General features: G+C 51.1%; 20 protein-coding genes. 18 read left to right on the top strand and 2 right to left on the bottom strand.

The window, feature by feature from the left end:
- The first annotated feature begins 329 nt into the window (after positions 1 to 329).
- The 13 genes from AC0MA3_RS22020 (at position 330) to argH (ending at position 17,245) form a co-directional block, all read left to right on the top strand.
- The gene (locus AC0MA3_RS22020) at positions 330 to 527 is read left to right on the top strand and encodes a cold shock domain-containing protein (RefSeq protein ID WP_019915069.1); all 198 of its coding nucleotides are present in this window, start codon (positions 330 to 332) and stop codon (positions 525 to 527) included.
- Positions 528 to 864: 337 nt separating this feature from the next.
- Positions 865 to 2,250 carry an S-layer homology domain-containing protein gene (locus tag AC0MA3_RS22015; protein WP_474657787.1) on the top strand — a complete coding sequence of 462 codons (1,386 nt, stop codon included), beginning with the start codon at positions 865 to 867 and terminating at the stop codon, positions 2,248 to 2,250.
- Between the two features lie 230 nt (positions 2,251 to 2,480).
- Positions 2,481 to 3,032 carry a ribosome hibernation-promoting factor, HPF/YfiA family gene (gene hpf / locus AC0MA3_RS22010; protein WP_074087283.1) on the top strand — a complete coding sequence of 184 codons (552 nt, stop codon included), beginning with the start codon at positions 2,481 to 2,483 and terminating at the stop codon, positions 3,030 to 3,032.
- 318 nt (positions 3,033 to 3,350) lie between these two features.
- The gene (gene secA / locus AC0MA3_RS22005) at positions 3,351 to 5,858 is read left to right on the top strand and encodes a preprotein translocase subunit SecA (RefSeq protein ID WP_474657786.1); all 2,508 of its coding nucleotides are present in this window, start codon (positions 3,351 to 3,353) and stop codon (positions 5,856 to 5,858) included.
- A 510-nt stretch (positions 5,859 to 6,368) separates the two neighbouring features.
- Positions 6,369 to 7,482 (top strand): peptide chain release factor 2 gene (gene prfB / locus AC0MA3_RS22000; protein ID WP_474657785.1). Its coding sequence is split into 2 segments (ribosomal slippage): positions 6,369 to 6,440 and positions 6,442 to 7,482, totalling 1,113 coding nucleotides; the frame shifts between segments, so codons are not numbered across the junction.
- Positions 7,483 to 7,587: 105 nt separating this feature from the next.
- The gene (locus AC0MA3_RS21995; protein ID WP_474657784.1) at positions 7,588 to 8,481 is read left to right on the top strand and encodes a YitT family protein; all 894 of its coding nucleotides are present in this window, start codon (positions 7,588 to 7,590) and stop codon (positions 8,479 to 8,481) included.
- A 151-nt stretch (positions 8,482 to 8,632) separates the two neighbouring features.
- A complete protein-coding gene (argC, locus tag AC0MA3_RS21990) occupies positions 8,633 to 9,688 on the top strand; it encodes an N-acetyl-gamma-glutamyl-phosphate reductase (protein ID WP_474657783.1) in 1,056 nt (351 codons plus the stop codon).
- A 21-nt stretch (positions 9,689 to 9,709) separates the two neighbouring features.
- Complete coding sequence (gene argJ, locus AC0MA3_RS21985) at positions 9,710 to 10,942, top strand: bifunctional ornithine acetyltransferase/N-acetylglutamate synthase (RefSeq protein WP_474657782.1); 1,233 nt, start codon at positions 9,710 to 9,712, stop codon at positions 10,940 to 10,942.
- A gap of 40 nt (positions 10,943 to 10,982) precedes the next feature.
- Positions 10,983 to 11,801, top strand: a complete 819-nt coding sequence (gene argB / locus AC0MA3_RS21980) for an acetylglutamate kinase (RefSeq protein WP_474657781.1) — start codon at positions 10,983 to 10,985, stop codon at positions 11,799 to 11,801.
- Between the two features lie 57 nt (positions 11,802 to 11,858).
- Positions 11,859 to 13,145, top strand: a complete 1,287-nt coding sequence (locus tag AC0MA3_RS21975; protein WP_474657780.1) for an aspartate aminotransferase family protein — start codon at positions 11,859 to 11,861, stop codon at positions 13,143 to 13,145.
- Positions 13,142 to 14,110, top strand: a complete 969-nt coding sequence (gene argF, locus AC0MA3_RS21970) for an ornithine carbamoyltransferase (RefSeq protein WP_474657779.1) — start codon at positions 13,142 to 13,144, stop codon at positions 14,108 to 14,110. Before AC0MA3_RS21975 ends, argF begins: the two co-directional genes overlap by 4 nt.
- Positions 14,111 to 14,484: 374 nt before the next feature.
- Positions 14,485 to 15,720 (top strand): argininosuccinate synthase, encoded by a 1,236-nt coding sequence (locus tag AC0MA3_RS21965; protein WP_379157328.1) that lies wholly within the window; start codon positions 14,485 to 14,487, stop codon positions 15,718 to 15,720.
- Positions 15,721 to 15,829: 109 nt separating this feature from the next.
- A complete protein-coding gene (argH, locus tag AC0MA3_RS21960; protein ID WP_379157331.1) occupies positions 15,830 to 17,245 on the top strand; it encodes an argininosuccinate lyase in 1,416 nt (471 codons plus the stop codon).
- A 189-nt stretch (positions 17,246 to 17,434) separates the two neighbouring features.
- Here the strand turns inward: argH and AC0MA3_RS21955 are convergent, their stop codons facing one another.
- Positions 17,435 to 18,220, bottom strand: coding sequence for an alpha/beta hydrolase (locus AC0MA3_RS21955; protein WP_474657778.1), 786 nt, complete (start codon positions 18,218 to 18,220; stop codon positions 17,435 to 17,437).
- A gap of 228 nt (positions 18,221 to 18,448) precedes the next feature.
- Between AC0MA3_RS21955 and AC0MA3_RS21950 the strand changes: the two genes are divergently transcribed.
- Positions 18,449 to 19,051 carry a DL-endopeptidase inhibitor IseA family protein gene (locus tag AC0MA3_RS21950; protein WP_474657777.1) on the top strand — a complete coding sequence of 201 codons (603 nt, stop codon included), beginning with the start codon at positions 18,449 to 18,451 and terminating at the stop codon, positions 19,049 to 19,051.
- A 157-nt stretch (positions 19,052 to 19,208) separates the two neighbouring features.
- Here the strand turns inward: AC0MA3_RS21950 and AC0MA3_RS21945 are convergent, their stop codons facing one another.
- Positions 19,209 to 20,633 (bottom strand): VanW family protein, encoded by a 1,425-nt coding sequence (locus AC0MA3_RS21945; protein ID WP_474657776.1) that lies wholly within the window; start codon positions 20,631 to 20,633, stop codon positions 19,209 to 19,211.
- Between the two features lie 288 nt (positions 20,634 to 20,921).
- Here AC0MA3_RS21945 and ftsE point away from each other — a divergent pair, with 288 nt between their 5' ends.
- From ftsE to AC0MA3_RS21925, 4 genes are all read left to right on the top strand, one after another.
- Complete coding sequence (gene ftsE, locus AC0MA3_RS21940; protein ID WP_474657809.1) at positions 20,922 to 21,608, top strand: cell division ATP-binding protein FtsE; 687 nt, start codon at positions 20,922 to 20,924, stop codon at positions 21,606 to 21,608.
- On the top strand, positions 21,598 to 22,512 hold the full coding sequence (ftsX, locus tag AC0MA3_RS21935) for a permease-like cell division protein FtsX (protein ID WP_379157343.1): 915 nt from the start codon (positions 21,598 to 21,600) through the stop codon (positions 22,510 to 22,512). Before ftsE ends, ftsX begins: the two co-directional genes overlap by 11 nt.
- A 63-nt stretch (positions 22,513 to 22,575) precedes the next feature.
- A complete protein-coding gene (locus AC0MA3_RS21930) occupies positions 22,576 to 23,889 on the top strand; it encodes a murein hydrolase activator EnvC family protein (RefSeq protein ID WP_379157346.1) in 1,314 nt (437 codons plus the stop codon).
- A gap of 233 nt (positions 23,890 to 24,122) precedes the next feature.
- The gene (locus tag AC0MA3_RS21925) at positions 24,123 to 25,592 is read left to right on the top strand and encodes a S41 family peptidase (protein ID WP_474657808.1); all 1,470 of its coding nucleotides are present in this window, start codon (positions 24,123 to 24,125) and stop codon (positions 25,590 to 25,592) included.
- The last annotated feature ends 8 nt before the right edge of the window (positions 25,593 to 25,600 follow it).

The raw sequence follows: 25,600 nt of genomic DNA, 5'->3' as shown, positions 1-25,600 counted from the left end.
TTTCATTGAGATCTAGTCACATCCTGTCGAATGCCTCCTGCGCAAAAGCTAGCAATGAGTCGAATGATGGGACAGTATACTTTTAATCGATTTACTATAAATTAATACTAGCGTTTCAACGATAGTGGCAGATGGGTATTAATACTCGTCTGCCGCTTTTCTGATTTTTATTACTGTAAATCTGCTTGTGAATGGGTCAATTAATGTATGGTAAAATATTGAAAGAAAACATTTACTATTCCAATTGACAATGAAGAAGCAGCGGTGGTATAGTCGATTTGTGGGCATGACTCACACATTCATTTGATGACGAAGGGAATGTTTAGTCAATGGAAGGTAAAGTAAAATGGTTTAACGCAGAAAAAGGTTATGGCTTTATCGAAACTGCCGATGGTGGCGATGTATTCGTACACTTCTCCGCAATTCAAACGGACGGTTTTAAGACTTTGGATGAAGGTCAATCCGTAGAATTCGATATCGTTGAAGGCGCACGCGGACCACAAGCGGCTAACGTCATCAAATTATAATCATCCGGCGCAGCCGACCTACATATATGGTAGATGGTTAGCAATTGAGATAACGCTAGCATGGACTCTGGGATTTTTCCCAGGGTCTTTTTTATTGCCTTTTATGTAAATATTTTAGAAAACGTTAACATTATACAATTTCTGGGTAATGGGAGATGTTGGGCTTTCTATCTTGCCTCGACGTATATTTTTTAGGCTTAGGTTTATGGACCTCTTGGACAAGACGGGGGTTCAGGAGGAATGACGTAAGCCTTTGCCCATCAAACACTCAGGAGGATGAAAAGTAGAATTAAAAAAGACGTGGCGAGGATTAATAACAGGAATACTGGGTGCGAGCATGCTGTTTGGATCTCTTGGCAGTGTCTCAGCTGCTCCAGCACCTAAGGACATTCAAGGGCACTGGGCGCAGGCACAACTGCAGGATTGGTTGAATAAAGGATATTTGGGTGGTTATCCAGATGGTACGGTGAAGCCTAACAAGGCGATAACGCGCGGTGAATATGTAGCACTGATTAATCGCCTGTTCGGGTTCAAGGATACGGGATCGATCAGCTTCACCGATGTGAAAAGCACAAACTGGGTATACTCTGAAGTGGCAAAAGCCGTGAAGGCTGGATATATCGGCGGTTATGAGAATAATACTTTCCGCGCAACCCATGCATTGACCAGACAAGAGGCAGCTGTCATTGCCGCTAAAGTGCTTAGTCTGAATACTAATTCAACTTCCACAACATTTAAAGACAATGCTCAAATTGCCGCGTGGGCAAAAGGCGCAGTGGCAGCAGCAGCAGGTAAAAAGATTATCAACGGATACCCGGATGGAACTTTTGGCCCTAGGAGATCGCTGACCCGGGCGGAGGCTGTAGGAATTATCAGTAATTCGGTTGTATATAAACCGTCGAATTCTGGCGCTACAGTGCCCCCAACCCCGACCCCGACGACAACTCATACCGGTAGTGCATCTCCAATGCCTACACCAACACCAACCCCTATTATAAGTGGAGGTAGCGGTGGTGGAGGCGGAGGCATTATTACGACTCCGACGGTGAGTGGTTTGACCTATGGACATGTAGGTTCAGTCACAGCGGATGTGTATCTCACCCCTTCGGTAACCGGCGCTGTGTATTATGTAGTTGCCCCTTATAGCAGCAGTGCAGTGTTGCCAAGTGCAGCACAAGTAAAGGCAGGGTTGACTAGTACTGGCGCCGCGGGTGTGAACTATGGAGTGAAAGCCACTTCAGCCAGAACCACTACTGCATTCTCCCTTTATGACCTGTCTGCTAATACGGAGTACGCAGCCTATATTGCAGTTACGGATACTGCGGGGAATTGGTCAGCGGTATCGACACTTCGCTTGACCACTTCTTCAAGCAGTACTACCTCGGTTACACGGGTTGAACCAGGGCACATGGGAACAGTAACAGCGGATGTTTATGTAACTTACGGGCAGACAGGCGGTCCTTCGGCTCCGGTAAGATATGTTGTATTGCCGCCTTCCGCCGCTGATCCCACTGCTGTACAAATCGCTGCCGGAAAGGATAGCTCGGGTGCGCAGCTTAGTGCTCCTTGGACGGGCTGGATCACTCCAGCACCAGCACCAGGGGTAAGACAGACGCTAAGCTTGACCGGACTGTCAGCAGGTACTAGTTATAAGGTTTACTTCATTACAGGTTCCGGCAGTACCTGGTCACCGGTTGAAATACTGCGTATCCAGACGAAGTAACGGAAGAAAATCTTCGGTTGGTTAGGTTAATTATCACCGAAACAGTAAGACTAACAGTGGTTATGCGTGGTCCAGCCGGGGCGGCTTGAGTTGCTCAGGCTGGGCTTTTCTTTGTCTATCCGAAACCTGTAACATCTTTTGTTAGCAGGATGTAAACACTGTAATGATTTGTTTTTTACTTAGCTCTGACAATTTGGTATAATGGCAATGTAAACAAAGGAGGAGTGCCCATGCAATTCAGCATTCGAGGTCAACAAATTGAAGTGACCGACGCTTTGAGAGACTATGTTGATAAGAAGCTCAGCAGACTTGAGAAGTACTTCGATGCACCCCCTACCTCAGAAGGATATGTGACGCTAGGCGTTGTTCGCGGCCTTCATACGGTGGAAGTAACGATCCCGCTGGCAGGTGTAACGCTCCGTGCGGAAGACCGCAGCGATGATATGTACGCATCCATCGATGCTGTAGTGGACAAGCTGGAACGCCAGATCCGCAAACACAAGACCAAGCTCAATCGTAAGTTCCGCCAGGAAGGAAGCCTGAAAACGCTCTTTGTGGAAGGAGCACCAAGCAGCATCGCTGTAGAGGAACAGGATTACGATGATTTGGAGGTTGTGCGGAACAAGCGCTTCACCTTGAAGCCTATGGATGTGGAAGAAGCGATCCTGCAAATGAACATGGTTGGACACAATTTCTTCGTGTTCTCCAATATCGACACTTCTGAAGTTAGCGTTGTTTACAAACGCAATGACGGCAAATATGGTCTGATCGAACAAGACTAGGTTTGGGTGTGCGACGAGCCGGACCTCGACTTCTCGGGAAGAGATTTGCTTCAGACTGACAAAAAAATTAACCGAGCCCCTATTCGCCCGTGGCGAATAGGGCTCTTGTGCGTATATACATGTGTTTATGACAAAATCTCGGCATTTTAAAGGTAATGAGATAACTTGCAAAATAAGGTTGCGGCAGCTTGTATTGCGGCTTCTCTTACAAACTGTTACAATTTATGAAGCAGCGGAATCGAAATCATATATGGCCCTTTCATTATTATTGAGGATGGGCTCGGTTCCACCATCTGTGTTGCATGAAAGGGGTTAACCATGCTAGGACTTGTAAAAAAAATATTCGGTGACACCAATGAACGTGACGTCAAACGTCTCATGAAGACGGTCGATGTAATTAATGGATTGGAGCCCGATTTCGTATCACTTTCGGATGAAGAACTGAAAGCCAAAACCAATGAATTCCGTGCCCGGATTGAGAAGGGCGAAACTTTGGAAGAAATTCTTCCCGAGGCATTTGCAACCGTACGCGAAGCTTCCAAACGGACGCTGGGCATGCGGCATTTTGACGTTCAATTGGTTGGAGGCATGGCGCTGCATGAAGGCCGTATCTCTGAGATGAAGACGGGTGAAGGCAAGACGCTGGTAGGTACACTGCCGGTCTACCTGAACGCTTTGCTTGGCAAAGGCGTACATGTGGTAACAGTCAATGACTATCTGGCTCAGCGTGACAGTGCACAGATGGGACAAATTTATAACTTCCTGGGCATGACGGTTGGGGTGAACCTGAACGGCATGGACCATGCTGATAAGCAAGAAGCATATGCCTGCGATATTACGTATGGCACGAACAATGAGTTCGGTTTTGACTACCTGCGCGATAACATGGTGCTCTATAAGGAGCAAATGGTTCAGCGCCCGCTCTATTTCTGTATTATTGATGAAGTGGATTCCATTCTGATTGATGAAGCGCGGACACCGCTTATTATCTCTGGACAAGCTGAGAAGTCCACAGAGCTGTATTATGCGGCAGACCGTTTCGTAAAGAGACTCACTGCAGAAGAGGATTATACAGTTGATATTAAAGTGAAATCCGTTGCTTTGACTGAAAAAGGTGTAGCTACGGCAGAACGTGCCTTTGGAGTGGAAAATCTGTATGACCATGCCAATGTCACTCTGAATCATCATATTGTACAAGCGCTCAAGGCGAATGTAATTATGCGCCGTGACGTTGACTATGTTGTGAATGAAGACGAGGTTGTAATTGTCGATGAATTCACCGGCCGGTTGATGGCGGGACGCCGTTACAGTGACGGATTGCATCAGGCTATCGAAGCCAAAGAAGAAATTCAGGTGCAGAATGAGAGCATGACCCTGGCCACGATTACCTTCCAGAACTATTTCCGGATGTACCGTAAGCTGGGCGGCATGACGGGTACCGCAAAGACCGAAGAAGAAGAGTTCAAGAAGATCTATGGTCTGGAAGTTCTGCAGGTACCAACGAATAAACCGAACCAGCGTGTGGATATGCCGGACGTTGTATACAAAAGCGAAAACGGCAAGTTTAACGCAGTGGTCGCAGAAATTGTGGAGCGGCACAAAAAGAATCAACCCGTGCTGGTAGGTACGGTATCTATTGAAAACTCAGAACGTGTATCTGAAATGCTGAAACGTAAAGGTGTCAGACACCAGGTGCTGAATGCCAAGCATCATGCGGCGGAAGCAGAAATCATCTCTCATGCTGGTCAGCCGGGAACTGTAACGATTGCTACGAATATGGCGGGACGCGGTACGGATATCGTACTCGGAGATGGAGTTACAGATCTCGGGGGTCTGCATATTATTGGTACAGAACGCCATGAATCACGCCGGATCGACAATCAGCTGCGCGGCCGCGCGGGGCGTCAAGGGGACCCTGGTTCCACTCAGTTCTACCTGTCGCTCGGAGACGAACTGATGAAGCGTTTTGGTGCGGACAACGTGCTGAACATGATGGACCGTCTTGGTTTTGAAGAGGATCAGCCGATTGAGAGCCGGATGATCACGCGTGCTGTAGAATCGGCCCAAAAACGTGTCGAAGGTAACAACTTCGATATTCGTAAAGTCGTGCTTCAATATGATGATGTCATGAATCAGCAGCGTGAGATTATCTATAAACAGCGCCGCGAGATTCTGGAGTCTGATAATATCAAAGATGTCGTCGTTGAAATGATCAAGCCGGTTATTGACCGTATTGTTCATGCTCACTGCAGTGACGATATTCCTGAGAACTGGGAGCTGCAAGAGGTTGCTGATTATGTGAACAGCAAGCTTTTGGAAGAAGGCGAACTGACACGGGACGACCTGTGGGGCAAGGAAGTTGATGAGATCATCGAATTCATCTTTGGCCGTGTGCTGGAGAAATATGCTGCCCGTGAAGAGCGCCTTGGCGCTGAGCTGGTACGTGAATTTGAGAAGGTTATCGTTCTCCGTTCGGTTGACAGCAAGTGGATGGATCATATTGACGCCATGGATCAGCTTCGTCAAGGGATTCACTTGCGCGCGTATGGCGGTACTGACCCGCTTCGCGAATATCAATTTGAAGGCTTTGAAATGTTCAATGCCATGACTGCCACCATCCAGGAAGAAGTTGCGACCTACATTATGAAGGCGCACATTGAAACCAATCAGGAACGGCAATCTGTAGTGGAAGAGAACAAAATCTCCACCAATGGTGAGCCTGCCGAGAAGCAGCCTGTGCATGTTGAAGCCGCCATCGGCCGCAATGATCCATGCCCTTGCGGCAGCGGCAAGAAATACAAGAACTGTCATGGACAGAACGCTTAAGTACAGCGGCCTAATACATTTTGGCATTGCATTCTTAGTAAACTAGTGAGCAGACATTAATCTGCAAAAGCTGTTTACAGCAGCACTGTACTTCACGTCATGCTCCACAGTTCAAGGGTTATAATGACAATAAAAGCGGCTGGGCCCGGGGGACTCCCCGTTTGCGGCCCGGCCGCTTTTTTGGATATGAAGACTCGGGTGAATGATGATGTAGAGAAGGTTTGGAACTGATAATCTGAGATGCAGGTGAAAGTAACGGAGGGGAAGTTTGGAACTGTAGGAGCGATAGCGATCGCCTTTAGAATTGGATTTCTACCGCAGCCAGCGGTTTGAATAAGGAAATCCAATTATAACAGCGACCGGAAGTCCAAACATTCCCCGCAGTTATGGTCTCCACCGATCTAGTGATCTTAAGTTCGAAGATTCTTGGAATGACATATATTCACCCTGTTATGTCCAAACAGCCGTCCCGACGCAATGATTCTATTTTGAAAGGTGAAGTGATCACACATGATTGATCCTAATGTTAAGCAGGACCTGCGTGAAATAGGCAAGAAATTAACAGACCTTAGGGGGTCTCTTTGACTTAGATCTGAAGCAGGAGATGATATCCAACTTCGAAGAAAAGATGGCAGCACCCGGGTTCTGGGATGATCCAGAGAAAGCGCAAGGGGTTATCGCCGAGATGAACGCGGTGAAGTCATCCGTGGATCAGTACGAGAAGCTGCAGCAGGAATATGATGATGCAGCTATGATGGCGGAGCTGGCGGATGAAGAAGGCGATGAAGCGCTGGCGTCAGAAGTTGCCGGTACTATTCGCAGTGTTGCCGGCAAGGTCGATGAATTTGAGCTGCAACTGCTGCTTAATCAACCGTATGACAAGCTCAATGCGATACTGGAACTGCATCCCGGTGCTGGAGGCACAGAGTCTCAGGACTGGGGGCAGATGCTGCTGCGCATGTATACCCGTTGGGCCGAGAAGCGCGGCTTCAAGGTAGAGGTACTGGATTATTTGCCTGGCGATGAAGCAGGGATTAAGAGTGTTACGCTTTTGATCAAAGGCTACAATGTCTATGGCTATCTGAAAGCGGAAAAAGGAGTACACCGGCTGGTGCGCATTTCTCCGTTCGATGCCTCAGGTAGACGCCACACCTCATTTGTATCTTGTGATGTGGTGCCCGAGATTGCAGATGATGTAGAGGTGGATATCCGTACAGAGGATCTGAAGATCGATACGTACCGGGCCAGCGGCGCGGGCGGCCAGCATATCAATACGACGGATTCTGCGGTGCGTATTACTCACTTGCCTACCGGCGTAGTGGTAACTTGCCAGAATGAACGCTCACAGATCAAGAACCGGGAACAGGCGATGAAAATGCTGCGTTCCAAGCTGTATGAGCGCAAGCTGCAGGAACAGCAGCAGCATCTCGATGAGATCCGCGGCGAGCAATCGGATATTGCCTGGGGAAGCCAGATCCGCTCCTATGTATTCCATCCCTATAGTATGGTAAAGGATCACCGTACTTCCGTGGAAACCGGAAATGTTGGTGCGGTGATGGACGGCGATTTGGACGCTTTTATTGATGGATATTTGCGCAGCCAGATTAAAACAGAAGCAGAATAAAGTTATAATGATAATTCCTACGCGTCTTCGGAGGTGTAGGAATTTTTTTGATAAGTTTAAGATGTATAATGGCTTCAAGTATAAAGTTAAGGAGAATTATTCTGTATGCAAAAAATCAATTCGCGCAACAAACCTCCGCTGATTCCGCTGAACGGGCCCTTGCGCCATACGGTGGATATTGTGCTGATCCTGGTGGGCTCGCTGATTACGGGTCTTGCTTTTAATCTTTTTTTTCTGCCGAACCAAATCGCTTCCGGAGGGGTATCGGGGTTGTCTGTACTCGCGGAGGCCTGGCTGGGAGCTGAACCTGCCTTCACCCAGTGGGCGCTGAACATTCCGCTGTTTATTCTCGGGGTAATATTCCTGGGCAAACACTATGGAATCCGCTCGCTGCTGGGCAGCTTTGTGCTACCGCTGTTTATCTTTTTGACCAAAAACGGGCCGGTTCCGACGACAAATCCGCTGCTTGCTTCTATTTATGGCGGGATTGGGGTGGGGCTGGGTCTTGGGCTGGTATTCCGCGGGCGGGGCTCTACGGGAGGCTTGACCATTTTGGCGCAGATTATCCAGAAGATTACGGGATTCAGCTTCTCGCTGTCTGTGGTGCTGCTGGATGGCACGGTGATTACACTGGCTGCTTTTGTACTGGGCATGGAACAGGCAATGTATGCGCTGATTGGTCTGTTTGTAACGGGCCGGGTGATCAACGCACTGGAGGTGGGCTTCCGCACAACCAAGGTGGCGTATATCATTTCTGATCAGACAGATGAGATCTCACAGGCGATCTTGAATGATCTGGACCGTGGTCTAACCAAGCTGAATGCGCAAGGCGGCTATACAGGTGATAACCGCATCGTACTTATGGTCGTTGTGGGCCAAAATGAGATTACCCGTCTGAAGGCGATTGTGCGTTCCGTTGATCCGGGGGCGTTTGTCATTATTACAGAGGCTCATGAAGTGCTGGGCGAAGGGTTCAAAAGAGAAGTGCAGTCTCCTTAAGGGGGCTGCGCTCTTTTTTTTAGGGGAATACAAGTGTATTGTGCTTTAATAAACTTGACGTTACATGTTGTATTTATATTAATTCGGTCGTATAATAATACATATTTCCAAGGACGGTATTCATGATATTCATAACAGTCAGGAAGCGGGGATGACAGTGACAGGCAAGCTTAGGGCGGCAATTGTTGGATCAACGGGTTATGGGGGCGTGGAGCTGATCAGGCTGCTGCAGAGCCACCCTGATATAGAGATTACTTCAGTGATTTCTTCTTCAAGCGCAGGTATGCCTATTGAGGAAGGGTTTCCGCATTTAACAGGGATTGTTCAGCGTAATCTGGATGGAGTGGATGCGGCGGAGATTGCCGGCAGGGCGGATGTGGTATTTACGGCAACGCCGTCTGGAGTGAGTGCGAAGCTGGTGCCACAGCTGCTGGAGGCAGGTCTGAAGGTCGTTGATCTGTCCGGTGACTTCCGGCTGAAGGACGGTGCCGAGTATGAACAGTGGTATAAGCATCCGGCTCCGCCCGAAGCATATCTGCAGCAGGCTGTATACGGATTATGCGAGGTATTTGGAGATCGTGCGGCTGGAGTGGATTTTGTCTCCAATCCGGGCTGTTATCCGACAGCAACACTACTGGGACTGATTCCGGCACTGCAAGCAGGATGGATCCAACACGACAGCATCATTATTGATGCGAAATCGGGGGTTTCCGGGGCAGGCCGGGGTACGAGTCTGATGGTTCATTATGCCGAGATCAACGAGAACTTCAAAGCCTATAAGGTAAATAAGCATCAGCATATCCCCGAGATTGAACAGGCCCTGACCGAAATTGCCGGAGAAAAAGTGACGGTAACGTTCACCACACATCTGGTGCCGATGACCCGCGGGATTATGAGCACCATGTACGCCGGGATGAACGGTGAGTATAGCGAACAGGATTTTGTGGACTTATATCGTAAATATTATGCAGGGCGGCCGTATGTACGGGTTCGTGATGCGGGTGTGTTGCCAGCAACCAAAGAGGTCAGCGGCTCCAATTATTGTGATATTGGTTTTGCTACAGATGCCCGTACAGGTCGGGTGACCATTGTATCCGTTATTGACAATATCGTTAAGGGCGCAGCAGGGCAAGCGATTCAGAACTTGAATTTGATGATGGGATGGGAGGAAACCCGCGGTCTGGGCTACACACCTGTGTATCCTTAAGGTTCGGCGGTCAACAATACAATGAGTGAAAAGCAAGGTTTTACCGTCTTGGAAGGCGGAAGTGTTACAACCCCAAAGGGATTCAAGGCTGGAGGGCTGCACTGCGGTCTGAAGAAAACCGAGCGCAACGACCTGGCAGCCATTCTATGCGAGGTTCCGGCGACAGCGGCTGCTGTGTATACAACAAATGTATTCCAGGCTGCTCCGCTTAAGGTGACACGGGAGAGTCTGGTGAATGGTATACTTCAGGCGGTCATCGTGAACAGCGGGAATGCGAATGCCTGCACTGGCGATCAGGGTGAAGCCGATGCCTATGAAATGCGTGCTGCCGCTGCCCGCTGCTTGGGTGTTAATGAACAGGATGTTGCGGTCGCTTCTACCGGTGTGATCGGTGAGCTGCTAAAGATGGATCGTGTGCGAAGCGGTATTGCCGGACTGCCTGAGAAGCTGGATGGAGGAGCCGCCGGAGCGGAAGAGTTCTGCCAGGCAATACTCACCACAGATTTGGTCAAAAAAGAATGCTGCGTGAAAGTAATGGTCGGCGGTGAGGAAGTCACGATTGCCGGAGCAGCCAAGGGTTCGGGAATGATTCATCCCAATATGGCAACCATGCTGGGCTTTATGACCACGGATGCTGTAATTGACGGTGAGGCTCTGCTCGGTCTGCTGCGCACTGCGACGAATACGACTTTTAATATGATTACGGTAGATGGAGATACCAGTACTAACGATATGCTGGTTACGATGGCAAGCGGGCTTGCGGGGAATGAGAAGCTGTCACGTCTGCATGCGGACTGGGAAGATTTTGCCGCGGCATTTATACATGTCTGTAAGAGTCTGGCCATGGCGATAGCCCGTGACGGCGAAGGGGCGACGAAGCTCATAGAGGTTCAGATCAGCGGTGCGGTGCATGATGAGGCTGCGGCTGCAATTGCCAAGACGGTTGTCGGTTCAAGTCTCGTGAAATCGGCGATTTTTGGTGCGGATGCCAACTGGGGGAGAGTAATTGCCGCAGTAGGGCGTGCAGGAGTGCCGGTATCACCGGAGCAGGTGGATATTTCACTTGGCGGAATTGAGGTGCTCAAGCAGTCACGGCCGGTGGCTTTTGATGAAGAGAAGGCCCTGCATTATCTGCAAAAAAGCGATACCGTGCTGATCACCGTAGCATTGTCTGACGGAGACGGCAAGGCTACAGCCTGGGGCTGCGACCTGACGTATGACTATGTGCGCATTAATGCCGCATACCGTACCTGATTCACGGCTGCATTCGGTTAACTGGGAGGATTTTGGTATTATGACATTAGAACCTGTTGAGCATCAAAAGGCTGGCGGACTGTTCGTCATGAAATGTGGCGGCAGTACGCTGGCGGCGCTTCCGGATTCGTTCTTTGATGATTTGCGGGAGCTGCAGGAGAGCGGTGCCCAGCCCGTCATTGTGCATGGTGGAGGGCCAGCGATTTCCGGCAATCTGGAGAAGCTAGGCATTGAGAGCAGCTTCGTGAACGGCCTGCGGGTGACGACCGAGGAAGTGCTGGATGTAGTGGAGATGACATTGGCCGGCAGTATCAACAAGGCCATTGTCCGAAGAATACAGGGCAGCGGTGGTCAGGCGCTCGGTCTATCTGGTGTGGATGGACGACTGATCACCGCAAGGCCGGTCGCGAACAGTAATGAAGTGGGACTGGTTGGTGAAGTGACAGAGGTCAACGCTGAGATTGTACGGGGTATTCTGTCGATGGGCTATATTCCTGTAATTGCGCCGGTTGGTGTAGATGCTGGAGGCCAGCGTTACAATATTAATGCGGATACGGCGGCAGGGGCGGTGGCATCTTTTATTGGGTCGCCCCAGATGATCGTTGTTACAGATGTGCCTGGCATAATGCGTACATTGGATGGCCACAAAACCGTGCTCCCCTCAGTGACGGTGGGGCAGATTGAAGATTTGATCGAAAGCGGCGAAATTTATGGCGGGATGATTCCCAAAGTGCGCGCGGCAATCGATTGTATTCAGGGCAGTGTGTCCGAAGTAGTGATTGTTGACGGCAAAGAGCCGCGGGTGCTCAGCCGGGTGCTGCAGGGAGAAGAACTGGGAACACGGATTATCCGTTCATAACTAATAACAAGCGCTGACGGGAATACCGGAAGCAGCATGGTGGGAGAGTGACTAAGAATGAGTGAGCTTACGCAAGCGGAAAAAGATTCTTTGACAGGGGCGCCGCAGGACCGTTCAGCAGAGACGGAGGTTCAGGAGGCTGCTCCTGCCAAGCTGAGTGCGGTATTCCCGTCCTACGCCAGATACGACATTAGTCTCGTCAAAGGCAAGGGCAGCTGGGTGTGGGACGATCAGGGCAACAAATATCTCGATTTCATGTGCGGCCTTGCTGTAACAAGTCTGGGCCATGCACCGGAGAAGGTTGGCGCTAAGCTGAAAGCTCAGATTGATACACTCTGGCATGTCTCTAATCTGTTCCATATTCCGGGCCAGGACCGGGTAGCGACGCTGCTGACGGCTAACAGCTGTGCGGATCAGGTGTTCTTTTGTAACAGCGGAGCGGAAGCGAATGAAGCGGCGATCAAGCTGGCACGCCGGTATCACCAGAAAGTGAAGGGAACGGGCCGCTATGAAGTGATTACGTTCGAGCAGTCCTTCCATGGACGTACCTTGGCAACGCTGACGGCTACCGGACAGCAAAAGGTAAAAGAAGGCTTCCTGCCACTCCCGGCAGGCTTCAAGACCGTACCTCTGCATGATCTTCCAGCGCTGAAGGCGGCCATCTCCGAGAATACCGCAGCGATTATGCTGGAAATGATTCTAGCTGAAGGCGGCGTGCTCGAAGTGCAGCAGGAGTTCCTGGATGGGGTTGTAGAACTGTGCAAGGAGCACGGATTGCTGCTGATCGTGGATGAGGTGCAGACTGGTATGGGACGTACAGGCAAGCTGTTTGCACATCAACACTACGGCATTGAGCCGGATATTTTCACTCTGGCCAAAGGAGTCGCCAGCGGCTTCCCTGCAGGTGTTATGCTCGGCAAAGGCTATTTGCGTGAAGCATTCAGTCCAGGCAGTCATGCGACTACCTTCGGCGGAACGCCACTGGCGGCAGCAGTAATGGAAGCGACGATCGAAACGATGCTTGAAGATAATCTGTCACAGCGTGCCGCCGAGATGGGTGAGTACCTGAGAGAGCTGCTTAGAGAGAAATTGGCAGATACACCATTTGTGCAGGAGATCCGCGGTAAAGGACTGCTCATCGGCATCGAATGTGCTGCACCGGTAGGAGATATAGTGCTGGCAGGACAGAAACGCGGGCTGCTGTTCGTACAGGCCGGACCGAATGTCATTCGGCTTCTGCCTAACCTGTATGTAAGCACCGATGAGATCCGCCAGGCGGTGGACATCCTTTCAGAACTGATTCATACTTATGTTAACAATGGAAAATGGGAGGCAGGTTCATGAGCCAGGGAGTACACAGCGATACCGGGAAGCTAGCGCAGCAGCTTAAAGGCCGCGATTTGCTGGAGCTGAACGACTATAGCCCGGAGGAAATCACGTATTTGATTGATTTGGCAATCGAGCTCAAGCGCAAGCAGAAGAGCGGTGAGGTCTATCAGCCGCTGAAGGGCAAGACGATTGGGCTTATTTTTGAAAAATCCTCGACCCGCACGCGCGTGTCGTTCGAAGTAGGCATGTATCAGCTTGGTGGTCATGCGCTGTTCCTCAGCAAAAATGATATCCAGCTCGGACGCGGAGAAACTGTGGGGGATACGGCACAGGTGATGTCACGTTATCTGGATGGCATTATGATCCGTACCTTCGGTCATGACAAAGTAGAAGATCTCGCCCGTTATGCTTCGGTGCCAGTTATCAATGGGCTTAGCGATCTGGCACATCCGTGTCAGGTGCTGGCCGATTATCAGACCGTCTACGAGCACAAGGGCAAGCTGAAGGGCTTGAAGCTGGCTTATATCGGTGATGGCAACAACATGGCGCATTCTCTGCTGATCGGCGGTGCCAAGCTGGGTGTGCATGTCTCCATTGCCGGACCGGAAGGCTACGAGCCGGATGCAGCTGTAGTTGCGGAGGCGCGCGAGATTGCCAAAGAAACCGGCTCTGTGATTGTGGTTACCCGCAGCCCGCAGGAAGCTGTACAAGACGCCGATGTGATCTATACAGATGTATGGGCGAGCATGGGCTTCGAAGCGGAGCAGCTTGCGCGTGAGGCGGCTTTTAAGGACTATCAGGTGAACGAGGAACTGGTCAAAGGTGCGAAGAGCGACTATCTGTTCCTGCACTGCCTGCCGGCCCACCGTGAGGAAGAGGTCAGCACGGGCGTAATCGACGGTCCGAACTCCGTAATCTTCGACCAGGCTGAGAACCGTCTGCATGCGCAGAAAGCGCTGATGGCTGCATTGATGGGCTGAGTAGTGACTCTCCGGGCTACACTAAAGCTCAGAGTAAGCAGTAATATGCAGTGAATCAAGATTGATTATACAAATCAGGCAAGGGTCTTGCTTGGTCTTATGCTATATAAAACATAATATAGGTTGAACTTAGCATTGAGGGTTGGAATTCTGGTGCCTAGCAACGGAGTGAAAGTTTGGAACTGTAGGAGCGAATGCGTCCGCCTTTATAATCGGATTTCCCCCACAGCCTGCGGGCTTGAAATTACAGAAATCCGATTATAACAGCGGCCGAAAGTCCAAACATTTCACGCAGTTGCGTCCAGACACCAGAGGCTCTATACGCCTGGTGAAGTTCATCCTATACCCCCCACACGAAAGGAAGTTGCAACCCCATGCCCAAAGAAAAAATTGTGCTCGCCTATTCCGGCGGGCTGGATACCTCAGTCATTCTGAAATGGCTGAAGGAAACATATGACGCCGAGATCATTGCCTTTACAGCCGATATCGGCCAGAAAGAAGAGCTGGAGGGTCTGGAGGAAAAAGCCCTCGCTACCGGCGCTTCCAAGGTCTACATCGATGATCTGCGCGACGAGTTCGCAAGTGATTTCATCTACCCGATGTTCCAATCGGGCGCTTTGTATGAAGGTCAATACTTGCTTGGCACCAGCATCGCCCGTCCGCTGATTGCCAAGCGTATGGTCGACATCGCCATCGCCGAAGGCGCGACGGCTATTGCCCATGGCGCAACGGGCAAAGGGAATGACCAGGTGCGCTTCGAGCTGAACGCGGCAGCCTTGTCGCCAAGCATCAAGGTGATTGCACCGTGGCGGCTTGAAGAATTCCGCAACCAGTTCCCGGGCCGTGCGGAAATGATCGCTTATGCGGAGGCCAATGGCATTCCGGTCCAGGCTTCGGCGGCTAAGCCGTATTCCATGGACCGCAATCTGCTGCACATCAGCTATGAGAGCGGCGTGCTGGAAGATCCGTGGTTCGATCCAAGCGCACCGGAGAACAAAGAAATGTTCCTACTCAGCAACGCACCGGAGGATGCTCCGGATCAGGCGGAATACCTGGAGCTGGACTTCCTTAAGGGCGATTGTATCGCACTGAATGGTGAGGCTATGACACCGCTGCAAGTGATGGAGAAGCTGAACGAGCTGGGCGGCAAGCATGGCATAGGACGCGTAGATATGGTGGAGAACCGGTTTGTCGGCATGAAGAGCCGCGGCGTATACGAGACTCCGGGCGGAACGATCCTGTTCACAGCCCACCGTAAGATGGAGTCCATCACGATGGATCGTGAAGTGATGAATCTGCGTGACAGCCTGATTACCAAATACAGCACCCTCGTGTACAACGGTTTCTGGTTTGCACCTGAACGTCTTGCGCTGCAAGCACTGGTCAAAGAAAGCCAGAAGAACGTTACAGGCACCGTGCGCGTCAAGCTGTACAAAGGCAATGTCATCGGAGCCGGCGTGAAGTCTCCGGTCAGCCTGTACAATCCGGACATCGCAACGATGGAAGCTGATCCGACACAGGCTTATGATCAAGGAGATGCTACAGGCTTTATCCGCCTGAATGCCCTGCGTCTTAAGGTTTCGGCGGGCGTGGCGGAATCAAACCAATAGTTAAACGTTAGGCATATAGATAAGGCATACTTAAGCAGACAGCCGAAGGCCGTTCCTCCCGTCAGGACAGGAGCGGCCCTTCTAACGTCAATAGAGGAGGATACAACAGGTGAGCAAGCTGTGGGGCGGACGGTTTACCAAAGGAACGAACAAGCTGGTGGAGGAATATACAGCCTCTATCGGATTCGATAAGTTACTTGCTGAAGAAGATGTGCAGGGCAGTCTGGCTCATGTCACGATGCTGGGCAAATGCGGTATCCTGCCGCTGGACGATGTAGAAACGATCAAACAGGGATTAAACAAGGTACTGCAAAAAGTACGCGCCGGAGAGATTGCCTTTTCCGTAGCGGATGAAGACATCCATATGAATATCGAGAAGAATCTGATCGAGGAGATCGGCCCTGTCGGCGGCAAGCTGCACACCGGACGCAGCCGCAACGACCAGGTGGCTACGGATATGCATCTATATCTGCGTAACCGTGTAGTGGAACTGGTGGCCCTGCTGCATGAGCTGCAGGAAGCGCTGATCGGGCAAGCCAAGGACAATGTGGAGACCATTGTTCCAGGGTACACACATCTGCAGCGTGCCCAGCCGATCCTGTTCGCCCATCATCTGATGGCATATGTGTCCATGTTCCGCCGCGATGCGGAGCGTCTGATGGACAGCTACAAACGGATCAATGTGCTTCCGCTGGGAGCAGGGGCGCTTGCGGGAACCACATTCCCGATTGACCGTCATTTTGTGGCCGAACAACTCGGGTTTGACAGTGTCTATGAGAACAGCCTGGATGCCGTCAGTGATCGTGACTTCATCGTTGAGTTCCTGGCCAATGCTGCGCTCGTGATGACTCACCTTTCCCGGCTCAGTGAAGAGCTGGTGCTATGGAGCAGTACGGAATTTAGCTTCGTAGAGCTGGATGATGCCTTCTGCACAGGAAGCAGCATTATGCCGCAGAAGAAAAACCCGGATGTACCAGAGCTGGTACGCGGCAAAACCGGCCGTGTATACGGCAATCTCATCGGCTTGCTGACTGTACTCAAGTCCTTGCCGCTGGCTTACAATAAAGATATGCAGGAAGACAAAGAGGGTATGTTCGATACCGTGGCTACCCTGACCGGTGCCTTGCAGCTGTTTGCACCCATGATCTCCACCATGAAGGTGAACAAAGGCCGGATGCGTGAAGCCGTCAACACAGACTTCTCCAATGCAACCGATATCGCCGACTTTCTGGTGGGCAAAGGTCTGCCTTTCCGCCAGGCGCACGAGGTTATTGGCAAGACGGTGCTGTATTGCATTAACGAAGGCAAATTCCTGCTGGATCTGACACTGGAAGAGTTCACTCAATTCTCCCCGCTGTTCGATGAGCAGATCTACGCGGTGCTGCAGCCGGAGGCTGTTGTGAACGCTCGTAACGTCTATGGCGGTACGGCTACTGTACAAGTCAAAGCAGCGATTGAACGGGCAGAGGCAGGCTTGAACGATGCCAGTGAGTGGATAGCCCAGCATGTGAATACTATAGGGTAAGAAGAGGCCGGTTGGCTGAAAATAGATTGCCGGAATCCAAAAAAAGAACTGTCTTTCTACCACATCACTGGATATGGGGAGGACAGTTCTTTTGCTATATAAGCTCACCTAAAAAATATCGCAAGCTGACTGATGAATTTAGACTTGAATCCAAGTGGGATTATCCGTATGGGTGCCATAGGTTTTGAGTTATTTACCGAGAGGCAACCAGGCCAGCACGTCACGGATTTTGGCATCCCAATAACCCCATTCGTGTTCGCCAGTGCCTTCTTCATAGGTTAGAGACAGTGAGGTTTTGGCGCAAGCCTTGCGGAAGCTCTGGTTGTCTGTATACAGGAAATCCTCCGTGCCGCAACATTGGTAGAGCATTGGTTTGGGCCCTTTGGAACGGTCTGCCTCTTTCAACAGCCAGAGCAGATCATCCGGAGTGTTTTCAATACTCTTATCGCCAAAAATCCGCACGTACTCTTCGCTCTTCTTGGTGGAGTCCTCCCAGTTCATGAAATGATGCGCCATATCGAGCGCCCCTGACAGGCTTGCCGCCGCTGCAAAAGTTTCAGGCTTACGCAGTCCCAGCTTCATCGCGCCATACCCGCCCATCGACAATCCTGCCACAAAGGTGTCCTCACGTCTCGGTGACAGCGGGAAAAAGGATCGGGCAAGCGCCGGCAATTCTTCGCTGATAAAGGTCCAGTACCGCCCTCCCTCAGCCATATCCGTATAAAAGCTCCGGTGTACCTGCGGCATTACCACCGCTATCCCCATCTCAGCGACATAACGCTCAATGGAGGTGCGGCGCAGCCAAATCGAGTCGTCATCCGACAGCCCGTGCAGTAAATAGAGGGTAGGGTGAAGTTTGCCGTTCGTTACATTAGTCATGCCGATCTGTGTAGTGGTCTGCTGAGGCAAAATCACTGTCATCGAGGTACTCAGTCCCAGTACATCCGAATAAAACCTGCATTCCATCAAAGCCATATAATTATCTCCTTTCCATTCTGCCCAAATGATAGCACAGCAGAAATTAGATATAAATTGTAGAAAGCTCTAGAATTATTACACAGTGCCCCGTCAGGACAATAACAGACAGCTGTTTGGATCCCATAGTGAATTGGGTATTTTTAGCTTACAGGCTATCGCAAGTTATATAGTACTTTGAGTCGGTAACTTGTTCACAATCCAAACACTATACGAGGAGGAATTACTATGAACAAAAAAGTACTGCTTAGCACATTAGCTCTTTCCCTAGGTCTAGTATCGGCGCAGAGTGGGGCATTCGCGGCTTCGTCAACATTCGGAATCGAAGGCGTGAAGTCCGTGGCGGTGTCCGCACCCGGCAAGGAAGGTCCGGCAACGATCAATAATCTGACGGTGAAGAGTATTATTCCACTCCTGGTCCATGCGAAAGCGATATATACATATACCAATCTTGGGGGTGCGACGTATCAGCCGGAGATATTTCAGTATAAGGGGACGGAGTACCGCTACCTCTCCAGTGACTTGGGGACCAAGCAGAAGCTAATGAATTACGTCAAAAAGGCGTACACTCACAATGCTGCAGCGTTTTATGTGCAGACGCAGTTTTTGGAGCAGAACGGTAGAATGGCGCAGGTGAATGTCGATGTGGGCAATTCGCTTGATTATAGTAAGGCGACAGCCCGCATGCTCTCTAAGAATGCTCAAACTGCCGTTTTTGAACTGAGTGTACCCTCCATTGGAGGAACTGGCTCTACGGAAGGCGTAGTGGTGAAGCTGAAGAAAGTGAACGGGTATTGGAGAATTGACATGTCTCCGGATAGCCTGTTCTAAGATGAACAGAGGCTAGCAGAAGGAAGACCATAACTGAAGCTTTATGCCAAAAAGACGGCGGACTGAGAATGTCCTAGCCGTTTTTTTTTGATGTGGATAGGGGGGCGGACAGACAGGTGGCGGTCTTTAATAAGACCTTGGCTCCATCGTATGCCACTCACCCGTGCACTCCATCCTCTATGAGTGGCTGCTTGCTGGAGTCTGGCTGGATCGATTTGCCCATGCCGCCCCGGTTGATGGCGATGATACGTTTCTGGGCGTAGTAGGTATCCCGGGAGAGAAGTTTTTTCTCTACGGCTTTACCATCCACGAGACGGGTAATATGGGTTTCGACGATATAGCCGGTTTTCCCGTTCCGGAGAATCCGGGTACCGCCGCGCGGAAGTGAAGGGTCACTCACATATTTGTCGGCAGGTGAAAGAACCTCTACGGTCCGGGACTGGACAAGAAAGGTTACGTTCTTAGGGAACGTACCGAACAGCTTCACAGTTAAGGTGCGTCCATGGACAGCGGCATGGATAATTAGGTATTTGCCGGTGTTGTTGCGGAAGCGGAAATTGATGTTGCCTTCGGAGAAGGTGGCATCCTGTCCTTTCGGAAGGTAGCCCACCGGCAGGGAATGATTGCGCCGCTCCACAATTTCGAGACCTGAACGAAGTGCTGCGTTATACAGGGTGCTGGATACCTGGCATATGCCCCCGCCCGTACCGGGCTCAAGCCTCCCGTTAATAATAACGGGTGCTTCGCGGAAGCCGGTATCTGCCTGGGCTTTCTGAATGGCTTTCTCGTAGTCAAAGACAGCTCCAGGCGGCAAAACGGTGCCGTTAACGGCCTGAGCGGCAGCCTCGACATTGAAGGTGCGTCCCGGGCCGCTTGCGCCGAGGGAGGTGCTGAACTGCGATATTTTCCGCTCAATACCCTGCTCCTTCAGTGCCTTCAGGGTGACCTCCGGCAGCCGTATACTGAGCGGAACTTCAAGCTGTATCGGTCGTCCTTTAAGGCTGTCGGCACTACGGAGGGACACTGGTGCAGCCGCCTGCAGCATAAGCTCCAGCGTATGCCAATCCACTGCATAGGTAGTTTTTTCGGGCGTATAGACCACTTGGTCATCTGCGGTGATGCGACGTTCAGCATTCACGGGAACCCCGAAGGTTTCTTTTTCCCACGCCGGACTTAGACTTGTCTGAAGTTCAGTTAGTTCCAGATGAACCCCAAGCTCCCAGCTTCGCGGAAAGCTCCAGCGGGAGTGTACCCGTTCCAGGAGTCCTCCCTCGGTGAGCGTGTCCAGTCCATGGAGAAATGCCTCTGCCTCATACGTCATCCCAGCCTGCTGAAGCGTAACCGGCAGTTCGGTATTAGGCTCTGCCTTCAGCACCAGGGGGAGCGTCTCGAGTGCTTGCAGTCTGGCTGCAAGTCCGGTGCGTACCTCTGTAATATCCATACCTCCCACGTCCCAGCCGGCTAGAACAGTCTTTGGGGGCACTTTGACTGAGCTTCCATATAAATAAAGTCCTCCGGCAATAAGCGAGCCGGCCAGGAGCAGGCCAATCACCGCAATGAGGGCGGCATGGATCTTTTTCATGAATATTCTCCTTTTGCTGGGCGGATTTGCGCTAACGAAGACGCAGGCCAGGGGCAACAGACTTAAGGAACAGCTTCTACAGCCGATATAAATTAATAGATAGAGCAGCATTGGTTAGATTTGTAGATGGTTATGGATGCCTTTTATGTATATGTGCGATATCCGAAAAACTTTCGGGTACTCAAGCAGTTACGAATTTGTTACAATAGAGACGCCTGCGGTATTCATGCAGTTTATGGAAGCTTCTGTAGTTTGCAGCGGAATATGTCAGAATCGGGAAGTGATGAAGTGATCGAAATGCAGGATGTGTGGAAGACCTATCCGAATGGAACCCATGCGCTTCAAGGCGTATCCGTCAAGATCGACCGCAATGAGTTCGTATACGTCGTCGGGCCGTCTGGTGCCGGCAAGTCAACGTTTATGAAATTAATTTATAGAGAAGAAATGCCGACCAAAGGACAGATCTCGGTAGGCGGGTTTAATATAGGCAAGCTGAAGCCGCGCAAAATCCCCTATGTCCGCCGGAATATCGGGGTGGTCTTCCAGGACTTCCGTCTGCTGCCAAGACTGACGGCCTATGAGAATGTTGCATTTGCGATGGAGGTTATTGAGGCTCCGAAGAAGGTTATCAAAAAACGTGTCCCTGAAGTGCTCGAATTAGTCGGCCTGCGCAGCAAAGCGAACCGTGAGCCCTCGCAGCTGTCAGGCGGGGAACAGCAGCGGATTGCCATTGCCCGGGCGATTGTCAATAACCCATCTGTCATTATTGCGGACGAGCCTACAGGTAACCTGGACCCAGAGACTTCATGGGGAATCATGCAGCTGCTGGATGAGATTAATTTTCGCGGAACAACCATAGTTATGGCGACACACAACAGAGATATTGTCAACAAAATGCGCAAGCGTGTACTGGCCATCGAGAACGGTAATATCGTCAGAGACCAAGTGAGAGGGGAATATGGTTATGAGTTTTAAAACCTTCTTGCGGCATGTGCGGGAAGGCTTCAAAAACGTATTCCGCAACGGCTGGATGTCGGTGGCTTCCATCACCTCCATTGTCGTCTCCCTATTCGTGCTTGGTGTCTTCATATTGCTGGTGCTTAATGTCAACGCGGTCGCCAACAAGGCGGACAGCCAGGTGCAGATCAATGTGCATCTCACCCTGAATACCGATCAAAAGATGCGTGAAACGCTGGAAAATGAAATCGGCAGCATGCCGGAGGTCAGCAAGGTGGAGTTCGTCTCCAAGGAGCAGGGGCTGAAGGAATTCCGTGAGGATATGGGGCCGGATGCCGCCGAGTTATTGGAAGGCTTTGATGAAGACAACAATCCGCTACCGGATAAGCTGCTCGTGGAGGTTATCCAGCCGACGACAGTTCCGTTTGTAGCGGAGAAGATAGAAGCGCTTAACAAAACCCATGAAGAAAAGCCGATTTATAAGGTGAATTATGGTAAGGGCTCAGTCGAAACGCTTTTTAAAGTGACAAAAGCGGTACGCAATATCGGGTTTATTTTTGTAGCAGGCCTGGCAATTATGTCGATGTTCCTAATCTCCAACACCATTCGGGTAACCATTCTTGCCCGCCGCAAGGAGATTGGAATTATGAAGCTGGTGGGAGCCACGAATTATTTTATCCGCTGGCCGTTCTTTATTGAAGGAGCACTCATTGGATTGATAGGTTCGCTAATTACGTCCGGAGCGCTTTATGTAGGCTATAGCAGTCTCGTGGCTTCCGTGCAGGGAGATCCCATGCTGGGGCTGCAGCTGATCCGGTTCGAAGATATATGGGTTCTGCTCTGCGGGCTGCTTGTCGGCCTGGGAGTGCTGATCGGTGTATGGGGAAGTACCGTATCGATCCGCAAGTTCCTGAAAGTATAATGTCTGGTTCAATCTCAAGGCGAAAGCTGAATATCATACAAGACAAAGGACGGGGAGTGCGAGTTGAAGAAGATTGCCGCCGGATTGACCGCAGTGTTGCTGGCTGTCACACTATTCCAACCCTCTGACGGATATGCCAAAAAGACCACGGTTGCAGAAATTGACAAACAGCTGAAGCAACTGCAGCAAGAGGTGCAAGATGCCAAGGCCGCGCAGGATAAGGCGGCTTCACGCAACCAGGAAGCCAAACATTATCTGAATAAGACGAATCTTAATCTCCAGTATGTTCTGGATCAAATTGATCAGGTTAAAGGCCAAATGAAGGATATTTCCGGTAAAATCACCAGTACAGAGGAGTCGCTTACCGTGACGGCAAACGAACTGGATGAGGCGGAAGCACGCGTGGCATCCCGTGAAAAGCTGCTGGAATCGCGGGTTCGTCTGATGTATACCGACGGTGCGGTCTCTTATTTGGATGTGCTGCTCTCTTCGACAAGTTTCTCGGATTTCGTAGACCGGGCCGATTCCCTCAAAATGATTGTGGATCAGGATCAGGACCTCCTGGTGCAGCACAAGCTGGACAAGCAGATGGTTGTTGCCAAGAAACAGGAGCTCGAAGGGCAATATGCACAAGCTAAGCAGCTGTACACGGATCTGGAGTCCCAGCGCACTGTGCTGAAGGAGAAGGAAGCGGAGAAGCAGGAGCTTATCGCCTACTATGACAAGGAAATTCAGGAGTCGGACGGTCTCACAGAAGAGCAGGATGCCAAGCTGGTGCAGCTGGCCAGTGAGCGTTCGCTGCTTGAGAATAAGAAGGACCAGATCAAAGCTGAAGAAGCTGCACGCAAAGCAGCGGCTGCCAAAGCTGAAGCTGCGCGCAGAGCTGCAGCAGCCGCTGCAGCAGCTGCTGCCCGGGCTTCCAGCAGCAGTTCAAGCTCAAGCTCCGACAGCAGCGGGAGTTCCTCTGAATATGCCGGTGGTGGAGGGCCATTCCTGCTTCCTGTAGGATCGGCACGGATTTCTTCACCTTATGGAGTCCGCACACATCCCGTGACGGGTGAAGTAGGCAAGATGCATACAGGTACGGACTTTGCTGTTCCGCAAGGGACGGACATTCATGCTGCCGATTCCGGTACGGTTATTGTAGCTGAATGGTGGAGTGGCTATGGATATACTGTAGTGATCGACCATGGCGGCGGGGTATGGACGCTTTACGGTCATATCCGCGAGGGTGGCATCAAGGTTAGTGTTGGTGACCGGGTATCACGCGGTCAGACCATTGCTGAATCAGGCGCAACCGGCCGTGTCACTGGCCCGCATCTGCACTTTGAAGTGCGGATTGACGGCAAACCGGTTGATCCGATGCCTTATCTATAGGGCTGCTAGAAGAATGAGATAAGATGAACTTGCAAACCCATAGGGGACAACAGCGGCCGGATGTCCATACATTTTCCAGAGTTAGGACTATCCCCAAATATGAAAATTTAAAGTTCAGCTTCATAATAAATATTAATTAACTTTGCGGCATATACTGGAAGAGATACCGTTCTTTGCAGAACGGCTGTGTCTTGGGCTTCATAAGATGGACAAGAAGGGACGGTGTGAACATCATGTTGAAGAAAAGCACTGCGGCGTTTATGATTGTCGCCGCCCTGCTGTGCGGCAGCCTGCTAACCTTGGGTGTCACCGGCTATGCGGATATATTCGGACATGCTGCGGGTGAAAGTGCGGCAGCAGCGGTCGTGCGGTCTGGTGGCCTGCAGGAGAACGAGTCGCAGAAGCTTGGGACCGCGCTAAGCCTTATAGAAGGGAACTACTACCAGGAGATAGACCGGACGAAGCTGATCGACGGTGCCGTCAATGGAATGATGGAGGCACTGGGCGACCCGTATTCGAACTATATGGGCAAGGAAACTGCTGAGAAGTTCGAGGAGAGCATAGAAGGCTCATTCTCGGGTATCGGAGCGGAGGTCTCCTCGGATAACGGCAAAGTCGTCATCGTCTCTCCTATTAAGGGATCTCCCGCTGACAAAGCCGGACTCCAGGCCAAAGACGTGATCCTGTCAGTCAACGGGGAGACGCTTGAAGGCATGGAGTTGAATGCTGCGGTAGCTAAAATCCGCGGGCCTAAGGGGAGTAAGGCTACCCTAAAGATTCAGCGCACCGGATCTGCAGCGCCGCTTGAATTCGTGTTAACACGCGATGATGTCAAGCTGGAGACGGTATACGCCAAGCTTGGTAAGGATGGCGTAGGCGTCATTGAGGTGACCCAGTTCTCCCTGAATACCGCTGATCGGTTCAAGGAAGAGCTTGGGAAGCTGGAGAAGCAGGGCATGAAGGGACTCGTTATTGATGTCCGCAATGATCCGGGCGGTGTACTGCCGGTAGTCATTGAGATGGCAGAGCAATTCGTTCCAAAGGGCAAGGCCATTGTTCAGGTGGAACAGAAAGACAAGCCCGCTGAAGTTAGCAAGTCTACGGGCTCTAGCAAAGATTATCCGGTTGTCGTACTGATGAACAAAGGCAGCGCAAGCGCCTCAGAGATTCTGGCGGGAGCCCTGCAGCAATCGGCAGGAGCCAAGCTGATCGGAGAAAATTCCTTCGGCAAAGGCACGGTCCAGACCAGCTTCGACAAGCAGCTGGGTGACGGCAGTCTGCTGAAGATTACCATTGCCAAATGGCTGACGCCAAACGGCACATGGATTCACGGCAAGGGCATCAAACCGGATATTGCGGTAGCCCAGCCGGATTACTTCTCGGTAGCGCCAATTAACAAAAGTGTCACCCTGCAATACAACATGAACAGCACGGATGTCAAAAGCGCGCAGACGATGCTGGATGGTCTCGGCTATAAGCCGGGGCGCAAGGACGGGTATTTCGATGCCGCGACGAAGGATGCGGTTAAGAAATTCCAGAGTGCGTCCAAGCTGAAGGTGACCGGCAGCATTGATGCCAAAACCGCCGAAACGCTGGAACTTGCGTTAATCAAGGTGATTCAGAACCCGGTGAATGACAATCAGCTGAACAAGGGAATTGCTGAGGTTCAGAAGGAAATTCAGGCGTCGCCGTCGAAAAAGTAGGAAGGCTG

The organism is Paenibacillus sp. LS-5, assembly GCF_056121505.1.
Note: the sequence above shows the minus strand (reverse complement) of the source record. Positions and strands in the feature narration are given on the sequence as shown.